Annotated in this window: 14 protein-coding genes and 2 tRNA genes; 15 read left to right on the plus strand and 1 reads right to left on the minus strand. The window is 47.8% G+C overall.

Annotated features, from left to right (window positions below):
- Window positions 1-173 precede the first annotated feature (173 nt).
- Window positions 174-509 carry an MmcQ/YjbR family DNA-binding protein gene (locus tag ACSHWX_RS06710; protein WP_435667429.1) on the minus strand — a complete coding sequence of 112 codons (336 nt, stop codon included), beginning with the start codon at window positions 507-509 and terminating at the stop codon, window positions 174-176.
- Between the two features lie 107 nt (window positions 510-616).
- Here ACSHWX_RS06710 and ACSHWX_RS06715 point away from each other — a divergent pair, with 107 nt between their 5' ends.
- The 15 genes from ACSHWX_RS06715 (at window position 617) to nuoF (ending at window position 14358) form a co-directional block, all read left to right on the plus strand.
- Window positions 617-2110, plus strand: coding sequence for an NAD(P)H-hydrate dehydratase (locus ACSHWX_RS06715; protein WP_435667430.1), 1494 nt, complete (start codon window positions 617-619; stop codon window positions 2108-2110).
- A 101-nt stretch (window positions 2111-2211) separates the two neighbouring features.
- Window positions 2212-2844: an ATP-dependent Clp protease proteolytic subunit gene (locus ACSHWX_RS06720; RefSeq protein ID WP_435667431.1), complete on the plus strand. Its 633-nt coding sequence runs from the start codon at window positions 2212-2214 to the stop codon at window positions 2842-2844.
- Between the two features lie 177 nt (window positions 2845-3021).
- Window positions 3022-4296 (plus strand): ATP-dependent Clp protease ATP-binding subunit ClpX, encoded by a 1275-nt coding sequence (clpX, locus tag ACSHWX_RS06725; protein ID WP_435667432.1) that lies wholly within the window; start codon window positions 3022-3024, stop codon window positions 4294-4296.
- Between the two features lie 191 nt (window positions 4297-4487).
- Window positions 4488-6920 carry an endopeptidase La gene (gene lon / locus ACSHWX_RS06730; RefSeq protein ID WP_435667433.1) on the plus strand — a complete coding sequence of 811 codons (2433 nt, stop codon included), beginning with the start codon at window positions 4488-4490 and terminating at the stop codon, window positions 6918-6920.
- Between the two features lie 172 nt (window positions 6921-7092).
- Window positions 7093-7368 (plus strand): HU family DNA-binding protein, encoded by a 276-nt coding sequence (locus ACSHWX_RS06735; RefSeq protein WP_435667434.1) that lies wholly within the window; start codon window positions 7093-7095, stop codon window positions 7366-7368.
- A gap of 104 nt (window positions 7369-7472) precedes the next feature.
- A tRNA-Val gene (locus tag ACSHWX_RS06740) sits at window positions 7473-7548 on the plus strand.
- Between the two features lie 232 nt (window positions 7549-7780).
- Window positions 7781-7857, plus strand: a tRNA-Asp gene (locus ACSHWX_RS06745).
- Between the two features lie 339 nt (window positions 7858-8196).
- Window positions 8197-8721, plus strand: a complete 525-nt coding sequence (locus ACSHWX_RS06750) for a hypothetical protein (RefSeq protein ID WP_435667435.1) — start codon at window positions 8197-8199, stop codon at window positions 8719-8721.
- 316 nt (window positions 8722-9037) lie between these two features.
- On the plus strand, window positions 9038-9403 hold the full coding sequence (locus tag ACSHWX_RS06755) for an NADH-quinone oxidoreductase subunit A (protein WP_435667436.1): 366 nt from the start codon (window positions 9038-9040) through the stop codon (window positions 9401-9403).
- On the plus strand, window positions 9394-9972 hold the full coding sequence (locus ACSHWX_RS06760; protein WP_435667437.1) for a NuoB/complex I 20 kDa subunit family protein: 579 nt from the start codon (window positions 9394-9396) through the stop codon (window positions 9970-9972). The genes ACSHWX_RS06755 and ACSHWX_RS06760 overlap by 10 nt, the downstream gene beginning before the upstream one ends.
- A gap of 12 nt (window positions 9973-9984) precedes the next feature.
- A complete protein-coding gene (locus tag ACSHWX_RS06765; protein WP_435667438.1) occupies window positions 9985-10587 on the plus strand; it encodes an NADH-quinone oxidoreductase subunit C in 603 nt (200 codons plus the stop codon).
- 8 nt (window positions 10588-10595) lie between these two features.
- Complete coding sequence (locus ACSHWX_RS06770) at window positions 10596-11786, plus strand: NADH-quinone oxidoreductase subunit D (protein ID WP_435667439.1); 1191 nt, start codon at window positions 10596-10598, stop codon at window positions 11784-11786.
- The gene (nuoE, locus tag ACSHWX_RS06775) at window positions 11786-12853 is read left to right on the plus strand and encodes an NADH-quinone oxidoreductase subunit NuoE (protein ID WP_435667440.1); all 1068 of its coding nucleotides are present in this window, start codon (window positions 11786-11788) and stop codon (window positions 12851-12853) included. The genes ACSHWX_RS06770 and nuoE overlap by 1 nt, the downstream gene beginning before the upstream one ends.
- A complete protein-coding gene (locus ACSHWX_RS06780) occupies window positions 12853-13047 on the plus strand; it encodes a hypothetical protein (RefSeq protein WP_435667441.1) in 195 nt (64 codons plus the stop codon). The genes nuoE and ACSHWX_RS06780 overlap by 1 nt, the downstream gene beginning before the upstream one ends.
- Window positions 13048-13050: 3 nt before the next feature.
- Window positions 13051-14358 (plus strand): NADH-quinone oxidoreductase subunit NuoF, encoded by a 1308-nt coding sequence (gene nuoF, locus ACSHWX_RS06785; RefSeq protein WP_435667442.1) that lies wholly within the window; start codon window positions 13051-13053, stop codon window positions 14356-14358.
- Window positions 14359-14367 lie beyond the last annotated feature (9 nt).

Here is a 14367-nt window from a genome sequence, read left to right on the forward strand (position 1 = left end):
AGGGCTAGGTATCAGAACGCCTGTACAATTTATGCCCCATTTAGCAATAGAACAATTTTGAGATCAGTCGATTTGTCTGCTTAGCCGCCATTGTTCACGGAATAATTGAGTGCAAAATTGCTCGAAAATATTCACGAACGTCAACATGACTATGCTCCAACTGCGTCAAAAAATTACGTCTTCATCTTCGGCAAACTTAGCGCATAACTTTCGTCTAACCACTCTTCCCACACCTGCTTGGGCATAGGATCTTCGGCTGAAAATCGGGTTGTCACCCAAATGTTGGTTCCGATTTGGTATTTGTCCGGTTCAGCCTTTGCCAATTCTTCTGCTTGGTTGCGAGACTGGTCTAATTTAAACATTGCTTTGTAACGTCCGCCTTGTGGGCCGGCGAAGAAGAATGATTTGCCTTTCACCTTAAACGAGCTTTGTGTGCAGGCTGTGCCTTCGTCCACATCGGGGTAAAGGCAAGCATGTTTACGCATTGGAAGTGTCGGATCATCGGTCATCTGAACTACCCCTTGGTTTCATTCTTGTGGTGTATGATACATAATATTCGCTTGAATGCGATCAGGTGTCACCTGGCAATTCAACACTGGGAGTTTTAACTGTATCGATGGTCGAATTTCGCGCGCAACTAAATGCCTTGCTTTGCCCGGAGGAAATGGGGCAGGCGGATCGACTTGCGATCAGCACTGGTATCAGTGAAGTCGAGTTGATGCGAAATGCTGGGCATGAGGTTGTTCAGTATATTGTTTCGCATTTTCGCCGAGCGCCGATCACTGTGCTGTGTGGACCGGGTAATAATGGTGGTGACGGATTTGTTGTGGCGGTCGCCCTTCGGCAGCGTGGGTGGCCTGTTCGGCTGGCGCAGTGGGGTGAGATAGGACGTTATTCGTCTGCAGCCACAGCGTTTATCTCCCAATGGGGCGAGATTGAAGCGTTTGAACCCTGCATGATTTCGGATGCGTCGCTGATTGTTGACGCGCTGTTTGGTGCTGGTCTGGACCGTCCAGTTTCAGGCGAAATTGCGGATATTGTTCGATTGGCGAACGATGCAAATGTTCCCAAGATCTCAATTGACATGCCAACCGGCGTTGACGGACGCACTGGCAATGTTTTGGGTTGTGCTGTTAAAGCAGACGCCACGGTTACATTTTTCAGGAAAAAGCCGGGGCATTTATTGTTCCCCGGACGAGAATTGTGTGGCGAACTGGCTGTATGTCAGATTGGTATTCCAGATATTGTTTTGACCAACATCAATCCAACCCAATTCGAGAATGGGCCAAACATGTGGTGTCTGCCGGAGCAGACCTTTGACGGCCACAAATATGATCGCGGGCATTGTTTGGTTGTTTGTGGTGGTCCATTGGCCACAGGCGCTTCGCGCTTATCGGCAATGAGTGCGCTTAGGGTCGGGGCTGGTTTGGTTTCGCTTTGCGGTGAAAATGACGCTCTTGCAGAACACGCAGCCCATGTAACGGATGTAATGCTGAAACCGGACACGTTGGACGTGCTTTTAGAGGACAAGCGTTACAATGTAATTGTTGTCGGGCCAGGCAATGGCGTGTCAGAATTGACATGTCACAATGTGTTGACCGCCCTTGCTGCGGGGAGGGCCTTAGTATTGGATGCAGATGCGCTTACATCGTTTAAAAGTGATCCAATTCGTTTGTTTGACGCTATTAAGAACAGTAGTTGCGAAAATGTGGTCATGACGCCCCATATGGGTGAGTTCACTCGTCTTTTCCCTAACCTTGATGCGCGCGAAGACAAAGTTGAGGCAGCTAAAGAAGCTGCGAAACGATCGGGAGCGACAGTTTTATTAAAGGGAGCTGATACTGTTATTGCACGACCTGATGGCCGGGCTGTGATTAACGCCAACGCGCCACCTTGGATGGGAACTGCGGGGTCAGGGGATGTGTTGGCAGGAATTGTCGGCGGATTGCTGGCGCAAGGTATGGAAGCGTTTGACGCAGCGTGCGCAGCAGTTTATGTCCATGGACTGGCTGGACGTCAGTTTGGTGGTGCGGGGATGATCGCCTCTGATTTGCCCCAATTGTTGCCTAATGCACGGGGTGCAGCACAAGAAAAATTAACTCTATCTTGAACGGATAGAGGACAAGACCTATCTAGCTATTTTACCGCACGTTAAGACGCATGATATCTGATCGGGAATAGAGCCGATTCGATTCACTAAGGATGACACTGATGAAAGATCCGATTGACACTTATATGAGCACGCTTGTGCCGATGGTTGTTGAGCAATCCAACCGTGGCGAGCGTTCGTTCGACATTTTCTCGCGTTTGCTGCGTGAGCGCATCATCTTTGTGACGGGCGGTGTGGACGACCACATGGCGTCGCTGATTGTTGCGCAGCTTTTGTTCCTTGAATCGGAAAATCCGAAAAAGGAAATCGCGATGTACATCAATTCGCCCGGTGGCGTGGTGACATCTGGTATGTCGATTTACGACACGATGCAGTTTATTCGCCCAGAAATCGCGACACTTTGTGTTGGGCAGGCGGCATCAATGGGGTCATTGTTGCTTGCAGCTGGCACTGAGGGAATGCGTGGCGCGTTGCCGAATGCTTCTGTTATGGTGCATCAGCCTTCCGGTGGGTATCGCGGTACCGCGACGGACATTCTTATTCACGCTGAACATACAGCGAATTTGAAACGTCGTTTGAATGACATTTATGTCAAACATACGGGTCAAGACTATGCAACGATTGAGGATGCCCTTGATCGCGACAATTTCTTGACAGCGGACGAAGCTAAAGATTTTGGATTGATTGACAAAGTTTATGAAACCCGTGGCGCAGATGCGCCAGATGCATCGTAGAATTCGTTAATCAATAATTGGAAGTTTCCCAATGATGGTTTGGCAATTAAGCTTTTATGCGGGAATTGTGAGCAATGATCGCAATAGAGATCACAATTAGCTTACGGTTTGTTTATGTGCAGATGCTAACGTTTGTATATAGACTGAACGAAAGATGCACATTCAGGAGTGCTTTGAATGACAAAAGACACAGGTAGCGGCGACAGCTCAAAGAACACGCTTTACTGCTCATTTTGCGGAAAATCGCAACATGAAGTACGAAAGCTCATCGCCGGCCCAACTGTTTTTATCTGTGATGAATGTGTTGAATTATGCATGGACATCATCCGTGAGGAAAATAAATCTTCAACGGTAAAGTCCTCTGATGGCGTAATGGCACCCGCAGAAATTTGCGAAGTGTTGGACGATTATGTAATTGGTCAGTTCCGGGCAAAACGTGTTTTGTCTGTTGCTGTACACAATCACTATAAGCGCCTCAATCATTCTGAGAAAAGCCAAGATATCGAGTTGGCTAAATCCAACATCTTGCTGATTGGACCAACGGGTTGCGGTAAAACATATTTGGCGCAAACTTTGGCGCGCATCATTGATGTGCCGTTTACAATGGCCGATGCGACAACGTTGACCGAAGCTGGTTATGTTGGTGAAGATGTTGAAAACATCATTCTCAAATTGTTGCAGTCTTCCGACTACAATGTTGAAAAAGCCCAGCGCGGCATCGTATATATCGATGAGGTTGATAAGATTTCTCGTAAATCTGATAATCCATCTATCACACGCGATGTGTCAGGCGAGGGTGTTCAGCAAGCTTTGTTGAAGATCATGGAAGGCACTGTAGCCAGTGTGCCGCCTCAGGGTGGCCGTAAGCATCCGCAGCAAGAGTTCTTGCAAGTTGATACAACAAACATCTTGTTCATCGTTGGTGGTGCTTTTTCAGGTCTTGAAAAAATCATCAGCGCGCGCGGTGAGGGGACTTCAATTGGGTTTGGAGCAGAAGTTAAAGATCCGACTGATCGTCAGTTGGGTGAAATTTTTGCTGAAGTTGAACCAGAAGATCTTACAAAGTTTGGTTTGATCCCAGAATTTATTGGTCGTTTGCCAGTTATTGCGACGTTGGAAAACTTGGATGAGTCAGCTCTTGTTCAAATTCTAACGAAGCCAAAGAACGCACTTGTGCGTCAGTATCAACGTCTATTCGCAATGGAAGAAGTTGAATTGTCGTTCCAAGAAGATGCGCTCAACGCTATTGCCAAGCAGGCAGTTGAGAGAAAAACAGGTGCTCGTGGTCTACGTTCGATCATGGAAGGCATTCTGCTGGACACAATGTACGATCTTCCTTCGCTCGAAGGCGTTGAAGAAGTTGTGATCAGCGAAGACGTTGTGCTCGATAAAACCGCGCGTCCACTCTACATTTATGCGGACCGCAAAGAAGAAGTCGACGCAGGCGCCTAAATAAATTTGTTTAATTGGCCCGACGCGTACTTGTCGGGCTGATTAAAGTTCCTATCTAGTAGTTTCAATTGAGTCTTCATCCACCCACATTGGGTTGAGATGGCCGTGGGGTACATTTATGTGCGCCTTATGACGGTTATGACGTTGCCGCTTTTTGGGACTTCATAGCCGGTTGATGAAAAGGATCGTCTATGTCCGATAAGGATAAAACTGACACTTCAATCGAGCCGGACGCTGGTCGCGTCTATCCAGTCTTGCCATTGCGCGACATTGTCGCCTTTCCTGGCATGATTGTTCCCCTATTTGTTGGTCGTGAGAAGTCGGTCAAAGCACTTGAAGAAGTGATGCGCGAAGACAAGAACATTCTTGTTGTTACGCAAAAAAATGCGCAAGAAGATGACCCATCTACCGATGATGTTTTTGACGTTGGTACGGTTGCTTCTGTTCTGCAATTGCTCAAACTACCCGACGGTACGGTCAAAGTTCTGATCGAAGGCATTTCGCGTGCGAAAATTTCAAATTTTGTACGCGCAGATGAGTATTTTGAAGCCGAAGCTGTTCCGTTTGAAGTTGAAGACTATGACGAAGTAGAGGCTGAGGCACTTGCCCGCTCTTCCGTCAATGAGTTCGAAAACTATGTCAAACTGAACAAGAAAATTTCGCCCGAAGTTGTGGGTGCGGTTTCTCAAATTGACGATCATTCAAAGCTGGCGGATACAATTGCGTCCCATTTGGCGGTGAAGAACCAAGAGAAGCAGGAAATTCTTGCCATCAATTCCGTTACCGGGCGTTTGCAGCGTGTGCTGGAATTGATGGAAGGCGAAATCGGTGTCTTGCAGGTGGAGCGTCGTATTCGTACGCGCGTTAAACGCCAGATGGAAAAGACCCAGCGCGAATATTATCTCAATGAGCAGATGAAGGCGATCCAGAAAGAATTAGGTGATTCTGAGGATGGCACGGACGAGCTAGGTGAGATCGAAGAGCGTATCAACAAAACGAAGCTGTCTAAAGAAGCAAAAGACAAGGCCACTGCTGAGCTGAAAAAACTCAAACAAATGAGCCCAATGTCTGCTGAAGCGACAGTTGTGCGCAATTATCTTGATTGGATGCTTGGATTGCCTTGGGGCAAGAAGTCTAAAATCAAGAAAGATCTTGAGTTTGCCCAAAATGTTCTGGATGAGGAACATTACGGCTTGGAAAAAGTCAAAGAGCGCATTGTTGAGTATCTTGCGGTGCAAGCACGAACAGGCAAGCTAAAAGGGCCGATCCTGTGTCTAGTTGGTCCTCCGGGTGTTGGTAAGACATCGCTCGGTAAATCTATTGCGAAAGCGACCGGGCGTGAGTTCGCGCGTATGTCACTTGGTGGCGTTCGTGATGAAGCAGAGATTCGTGGTCACCGTCGGACGTATATTGGTTCAATGCCGGGTAAAGTTGTTCAGTCGATGAAGAAGGTTGGAAAATCCAATCCTTTGTTCCTTTTGGATGAAATCGACAAGATGGGCCAAGATTTCCGTGGTGATCCATCATCAGCATTGCTTGAAGTGCTTGATCCAGAACAAAACAGCACGTTCGCCGACCATTATTTGGAAGTCGATTACGATCTTTCGGACGTAATGTTTGTAACAACTGCAAATACCCTCAATATTCCCGGCCCCTTGATGGATCGAATGGAGATCATTCGTTTGTCCGGGTATACGGAAGAGGAAAAGCTTGAAATTGCGCGTCGCCATCTCATTCCGCAAACCATGAAAGAACATGGTTTGAAAGCTTCTGAATTTGCGTTGCCGGACGATGCACTGACGTTTGTTATCCAGCGTTATACGCGGGAAGCTGGTGTGCGGAATTTGAAGCGTGAAATGGCTAATCTCATGCGCAAGGTTGTTAAAGAGCTGACCTTGGACAAAAAGAAAAAGTCCATAATGCTTGATATGGCCAAAGTTGAAGAATATTTGGGCCCACCGCGGCATCGCCATGGTGAGATCGAGGCTGAGGCACAGGTTGGTGTTGTTAACGGCTTGGCATGGACGCCAGTTGGTGGCGAGTTGCTAACAATCGAGGGTGTTACAACCCACGGTAAAGGCAAGCGTACTGTTACGGGCAACCTTAAGGATGTCATGAAAGAATCAATTTCAGCGGCCGCAACCTATGTGCGTTCGCGGGCAGTGGACTTTGGCATTGAGCCACCATTGTTTGATTCTCTTGATGTACACGTTCACGTACCAGAAGGGGCAACGCCAAAAGATGGACCTTCTGCAGGTGTTGGCATGGCAACCGCTATCGTTTCTGTGATGACGGGTATTCCAGTTCGCAACGATGTGGCAATGACAGGCGAAATTACGCTTCGTGGTCGCGTTCTGCCAATTGGTGGCTTGAAAGAAAAGCTGCTTGCGGCGTTACGTGGTGGCATTAAAAAGGTTATCATTCCTGAAGAAAATGCACGCGATTTAGTGGATGTGCCGGACATCGTTAAAGATGGTTTGGAAATTGTGCCTGTGTCTGAAATGAAAGACGTGATCAAACACGCTTTGGTTCGTGAGCCAGAATCAATTGAATGGGATTTTGAAGCCTATGCTGAAAGCTTAAGACAGCAAAATGCGACAACACCCGGATTAACTGCTCATTAACGTTTGAGCTAAGTTAGAACCTGATTGAGGCTGAAGACGATGTTTTCAGCCTCTTTTTTTGTCTAAAAGTCCCGCAAAGCACCGGATTACCTTGCTTTCGTGATAGAATCGTCGAAATGTATTTTCCGCATACTCGAGTAATAAGCTCGGGCACAGATATGAGGATAGACGAATGAATAAGAATGAATTGATTGCAGTTGCTGCTGAAAAAGCAGGCATCACCAAAGCTGATGCCGCTCTAGCTGTTGATGCGGTTTTTGAAGCTGTTGAATCAACATTGAAAAGTGGCGACGATGTTCGCTTGGTCGGTTTTGGCACATTCTCTGTGTCTCACCGTAAAGCGACTAAAGGTCGTAACCCTGCGACTGGTGCGGAAATTGATATTGCTGCGACAAATGTGCCTAAGTTTAAGCCGGGCAAGCAGCTTAAAGAAGCTGTAAACAGCTAAGAAACAAAAAATATTACATTTTTTTGAAGGTCCGGATGAAAATCCGGGCCTTTTTTGTTGACGTGGCCGTTTGAAAGAATTAAACGATGCACACCTCATAAAGAGGGCGATTAGCTCAGTTGGTAGAGCGCTTCGTTTACACCGAAGATGTCGGGAGTTCGAGTCTCTCATCGCCCACCATTCTCCCTCATTACTAAACTAAATCAAAACCACTCAACTGCGGATACTGCATTGTTTTCGCTGTGCGTTTTCGTGTGGGGTAGGGTAGCGGACGCTATAATTGTGGCGTTAAGTCCCGTGTTTCCGGGGATTGAAAAAAAAGCGTCATAAAGTGTGCTTTATGTGCTTGACTTGCCCACAGATCGCCCTTAAACATCGCCCATCTTCAGCGATCACATGATTGCGAAACGCTGGGGGTGTAGCTCAGTTGGTTAGAGCGCTGGCCTGTCACGCCAGAGGTCGCGGGTTCGAGTCCCGTCACTCCCGCCACTCTTTTTCAGTAAAGAATTGGTTTTTTCCTCAATCACAAAGTTGGTTGGGAACTTTTCTGTTTTTCAAACGTTATATCTATGCTGACGCGCGTTACTCGTGTTTTGCGCCGGTTTATGCGGCCAGTGGGTTTATTGTGGGTGATTTGAAGGCTTGGCACATTTTGCCTCATTCTCGCCACGCAAATACCGCCAAATGGCCAGGTTGTTAGGGGATAATTAACCTACCGGTGCGTTTCGAAGCGCTTATGGCATTTGTGATGTGACTAAGCATTGATTAAAATGCTATGCTTCTTACATCGGTATTGTTGTTTAGACTAGTTGAGCCTTGGAGGCCCAGATGAACATTTTGAAAACTATTTCCATTGCTGCCCTAGCAGGCGCTGCAATGACGGCAGGTGCCCAAGCGGCTGACCCTGTGACTAATTATGTATCTGAAGCACCAGTTTACGCGACTCCAGGTTTTGACTGGAATCGCTATTATATTGGTTTGAACTCATCTTACATTGTTTCTGGCACCAATTATTGGGGCATTGGCGGTGTAGCGGGTATCAATATCCAAGATGGTAGCATGGTTTACGGTGGTGAGCTTGAAGCAAGCGCCCGTATTATCGGCGGAAACATTTCCGGTGGTATTTATGAAGCTACTGTTCGTGCCGGTGTTTTGGTAAGCGACGACGTGTTGCTTTATGCAACCGGCGGTGGCGGATCTTATAATGGCGTTGGTGTTGGACTTGTTGGTGCCGGCATGGAATTCGCTGTTGCTCAAGACGTGACCATTGGTGCTGAATATAATTACCTGTTCGACAACGGCGGCACAGTTGCTCACGAAGTTGACGGTAAAATTCGTTGGTACTTTAACTAGTATCATCTGACTACCAATTTTAAGCCGCTTCTCTTTTGGGAGGCGGCTTTTTTGTGCCGAATCGTAATTTGAAAAGATTTCGGTAAAATTCGGGAAATAAACAGGAGTATATAAATCATATTTATTTGATTTGTTGATTTTTCGCCCGGTGACGGGAATTGGGCGATAAAGACGGTGCGGGATGATAATTCCACTTGAATCGAGCAAAGTGCTACGTTAAGCCGTAGCAACGATGATTTGGGCTGAAATGTGTCTTTAGCTCAAAAACACAATCCCCAAGCTGGCATAAGCTGGCAACACTAAAGGCAAGGCAATTATGAACGAATTGCTCCTCAACTACCTGCCTGTGATAATTTTTATCGGGCTCTCTGCCGTTATCGGCCTCGCGCTCTTGGTAGCGCCATTCATCATCGCAGTGAAAAATCCAGATCCTGAAAAAGTTTCGGCCTACGAATGTGGCTTTGAAGCTTTTGACGATGCGCGTATGAAATTCGATGTGCGGTTCTACCTGGTTGCAATCCTGTTCATCATCTTTGATTTGGAAGTAGCGTTCCTATTTCCTTGGGCCGTCGCGTTTAAGAGTGTTGGATGGTTCGGTTTCTGGGCAATGATGGCGTTTCTTGGGGTGCTGACCATTGGGTTTGTATATGAATGGAAAAAAGGGGCCTTAGAATGGGATTAGAAAATAGTTCAACTTTGGTCTCCTCGCAGCCAAAAGGCATTATTGACCCTAAAACGAGTAAGCCTGTTGGCGCGGATGATCCGTTCTTCCTCGATATCAACGACCAACTGGCTGACAAAGGTTTTTTGGTTACGACAACTGACGATCTAATAAATTGGGCACGTACAGGCTCTCTGATGTGGATGACATTTGGGTTGGCATGTTGCGCTGTTGAAATGATGCAGATGTCGATGCCGCGTTATGATGCGGAACGCTTTGGCTTTGCGCCGCGCGCGTCCCCACGGCAATCTGACGTGATGATTGTGGCTGGTACGTTGACCAACAAAATGGCGCCAGCGCTTCGTAAAGTTTACGACCAAATGCCTGAACCTCGTTATGTGATTTCTATGGGGTCATGTGCGAATGGTGGCGGCTATTACCATTATTCATATTCAGTTGTGCGCGGTTGTGACCGGGTTGTGCCAGTGGACATTTATGTTCCTGGTTGCCCTCCGACTGCTGAAGCACTTCTTTACGGCGTGTTGCTTTTGCAAAAGAAGCTTCGCCGCACCGGCACAATTGAGCGATAGGGCGTACACGACATGGACACAACGCTTTTAGAACTCGGCGAATATATTGAAACGAAGCTGGGAGAAGTCATTCTTTCAACTGAAATGAGTTTCGGTGAACTGACCCTTAATGTGGAACGCAATTCGATTGTTGATGTCGTGCGGTTCCTTAAAGAGGACAGCCAATGCTTGTTCATCTGTTTCATCGATACGTGTGGCGTAGATTATCCTGAACGCCCAGAGCGGTTTGACGTCGTTTATCATTTGCTGAGCCCATCAAGGAACTTGCGCATTCGTATTCGCCTGACCACCGACGAAAAATCGCCCGTTAAGTCTATTTGTGACGTGTTCCCGGGAGCCGATTGGTTTGAGCGTGAAGCATATGACATGTACGGCATATTGTTTGTTGGACACCCTGATTTGCGTCGGCTGCTAACTGACTACGGTTTTGAGGGTTATCCTCTGCGCAAAGATTTCCCGGTTTCTGGTTTTGTTGAAGTGCGCTACAGCGAAGAGCAAAAGCGGGTTGTTTACGAGCCAGTGAAATTGGCACAAGAATTCCGTAATTTCGATTATCTTTCACCATGGGAAGGCACTGATTATGTGCTGCCCGGTGATGAAAAAGCGAAGAGCTGAGGTTTATTATGGCAGAAGCTCAGGTAAGAAATTTCAACATTAACTTTGGGCCGCAACACCCTGCAGCACATGGTGTTTTGCGTTTGGTGTTGGAGTTGGATGGCGAAGTTGTGGATCGCTGTGATCCCCATGTTGGATTGCTGCATCGTGGTACGGAAAAGCTGATCGAGCAAAAAACTTATTTGCAGGCCGTTCCGTACTTTGACCGGTTGGACTATGTGTCGCCAATGAACCAAGAGCACGCGTTTGCGTTAGCTGTTGAGAAATTGTTAGGCATTGAAGTGCCGCGTCGTGGGCAGCTAATCCGCGTTCTTTATTCTGAAATTGGTCGCATCCTGAGCCATTTGCTCAATGTGACCACGCAAGCCATGGACGTTGGCGCGCTTACTCCGCCTCTTTGGGGGTTTGAAGAGCGCGAAAAGCTGATGGTCTTTTATGAACGTGCTTGTGGTGCGCGTATGCACGCAGCATATTTCCGTCCCGGTGGCGTTCATCAAGATCTACCACCTGAATTGGTTGATGACATCGAGGCGTGGTGTGATCCGTTCCTTGAAGTTTGTAACGACCTTGAAGGTCTGCTGACCAACAACAGAATTTTCAAACAGAGAAACGTTGATATTTGCAACATTGCTCTGGATGATGCCTGGGACTGGGGTTTTTCTGGCGTATTGGTTCGCGGCTCTGGTGCGAAATGGGATTTGCGTAAATCGCAGCCCTATGAGTGCTATGAGGAAATGGAATTCGATATTCCAATTGGTAAAAATGGCGATTGCTATGACCGCTATTTGGTCCGCATGGAAGAAATGCGTCAGTCTGTACGCATTATGCGCCAGTGTATCGACAAGCTTCGCGCGCCTGAAGGGCAGGGGCCAATTTCATCCACCGATGGTAAAATTGTGCCACCTAAACGTGCTGAGATGAAACAGTCTATGGAAGCGCTTATTCATCACTTTAAGCTGCATACCGAAGGCTACAAAGTGCCAGCGGGTGAAGTTTATGCTTCGGTTGAAGCGCCCAAAGGTGAGTTTGGTGTTTACCTTGTTTCTGACGGGTCGAACAAACCTTATCGCTGTAAAATTAGAGCGCCGGGATTTGCACATATGTCTGCAATGGATTTCCTAAGTCGGGGCCATATGCTTGCTGACGTTTCAGCGATTATTGGTACCCTTGATATCGTATTTGGTGAGGTGGACAGATAATGTCAGTACGTCGTCTCGCAGAAGACCAAGTTCAGCCCGAAGGCTTTGCGTTCAACGCGCAAAACAAAAAATGGGCAAAACAAACAATCGCGAAATACCCAAAGGGTCGCCAGCAATCAGCGGTTATTCCGTTGTTGATGCGTGCGCAAGACCAAGATGGTTGGGTAACCAAACGATGCATTGAACATGTCGCTGACATGCTTGAAATGCCGTATATCCGCGTTTTGGAAGTCGCAACGTTTTACACCCAGTTTCAGTTGAAGCCAGTTGGCACTAAGGCCCACATTCAAGTGTGTGGCACGACGCCTTGTATGCTGCGCGGCTCTGAAGAGTTGATCAAGGTATGTAAATCCAAGATCAACGCGAAGCCGTTTGAACCCAATGCCAGCGGTACGTTGTCATGGGAAGAAGTTGAGTGTCTTGGTGCTTGTGTGAATGCGCCAATGATGATGGTTTTCAAAGATACATATGAAGACCTGACACCTGAACGGCTCGAAGAAATTATTGACGAGTTTGAAGCGGGTAAAGACGTTAAAACCGGCACCCAAATCGACCGTCAGTTCTCTGCGCCTGAAGGTGGCGCGGTGACCTTAACGGATGTGCCGGCACGCAAACCGGTAAAAGCTTCTAACGATAAGCCAGCTGCGAAACCGACTTCCAAGCCTAAGGCGACGCCGCTTGCCAAAGCCGAAGCGCCAAATGCACCGGTTAAAAAGCCAACGGCGAAAAACACATCAGCCAAAGCAAGTGCTGCAAAAGCAACAGCTTCAAAACCCAAGTCCGCTGATGGTGACAATGCGCCGTTGTTTGAAGCACCCGCAGGCGACAAAGATGATTTGAAGCTGATTTCAGGCGTGGGGCCCGTTTTGGAGGGCAAGTTGAACGCCCTTGGAATCACGCAGTTTGCGCAGGTTGCGAAATTCACCAAAAAGCAGATTGCGGACGTTGACGACCGTTTGAGCTTTAGGGGCAGAATTGAACGCGACAACTGGAAAGCACAGGCCAAAGCATTGGCTAAGGGTGGTGCTGAGGAATATCGCAAAGTCTTTGGTAAGGATCCACGCTAATGGCACAAAAGATTATGGGCATTGAAATGTCGGCGAAAAACATTGTGATGGCGATTGCATTTATGATCGCCACTTATCTCGCCATTCGGGTTGTGGGTACGTTCGCTGTTTTGCTTACGACAGGCTTTTTGGGCTTTGTTGTTAGCGCTGTCGTCGGCTTTTTGTTGTTTGTTGCCTACAAGCGGGGGCGCTAAAATATGTTGTCAGATCAAGACCGTATTTTCACAAACCTATATAACCAGGGTGATTGGGGCTTAGAGGGCGCGCAAAAGCGTGGTTCTTGGTCTCAAACCAAAGGTTTTATCGATAAAGGGCGCGATTGGATCACCGAGGAAGTTAAATCTTCAGGCCTTCGTGGTCGTGGTGGTGCGGGTTTCCCAACCGGGCTTAAATGGTCATTCATGCCCAAAGTGAGCGACGGTCGTCCTCACTATTTGGTGGTGAACGCCGATGAATCTGAGCCAGGCACATGTAAAGACCGCGAAATCATGCGCCACGATCCTCATCATCTTGTTGAAGGGTGTTTGTTGGCGGCGCGGGCGATGGATGCGCATCATGCGTTCATTTATGTGCGCGGTGAATTTGTTCGCGAGCGCGAGAATTTGCAGGCTGCGGTTGATCAGGCGTACGACGCCAACTTGATTGGCAAGAATAACGTACACGGCTGGGATATGGACATCATCGTTCATCATGGCGCGGGTGCTTATATTTGTGGTGAAGAAACTGCGCTGCTTGAAAGCCTTGAAGGCAAAAAGGGTCAACCGCGTTTGAAACCTCCGTTTCCCGCTGGTATGGGTCTATATGGTTCGCCAACGACAGTGAACAATGTAGAATCGATTGCCGTGGTACCTGAAATCTTGCGTCGTGGCGGATCGTGGTTTGCTGGTCTTGGTCGAGAAAACAATACGGGTTCAAAACTGTTTTGTGTTTCTGGACATGTGAATACACCATCGACATTTGAAGAAGAAATGGGCATTCCGTTTGGTGAATTGATCGACAAACATTGCGGTGGCATTCGCGGTGGTTGGGACAATTTGTTAGCGGTTATTCCGGGTGGGTCGTCTGTACCATGTGTACCGGGCGACAAAATGCGCGATGCGATTATGGATTTTGACGGTCTTAAGGAAGTTGGTTCTTCTTTGGGCACCGCCGCTGTGATCGTTATGGATAAATCGACTGACATTATCGCTGCGATTGCGCGTCTTTCCGCCTTTTATAAGCATGAGAGTTGCGGACAATGTACGCCATGTCGTGAAGGTACCGGTTGGATGAACCGTGTGATGGAACGTATGGTGCGCGGTGAAGCGCAAAAGCGCGAAATTGACATGTTGTTTGAGGTTACCAAGCAGGTCGAGGGGCATACGATTTGTGCGCTCGGTGATGCGGCGGCGTGGCCAATCCAAGGTCTCATTAAAAATTTCCGTCCTGTGATTGAAGAGCGGATTGATCAATATACACACAATGCCAAAGCGGATGGGGCTGTTCCATCCATTGCAGCGGAGTAGGCGGCAAGC

It is taken from the genome of Maritalea sp., assembly GCF_051251695.1.
GTDB lineage: Bacteria > Pseudomonadota > Alphaproteobacteria > Rhizobiales > Devosiaceae > Maritalea.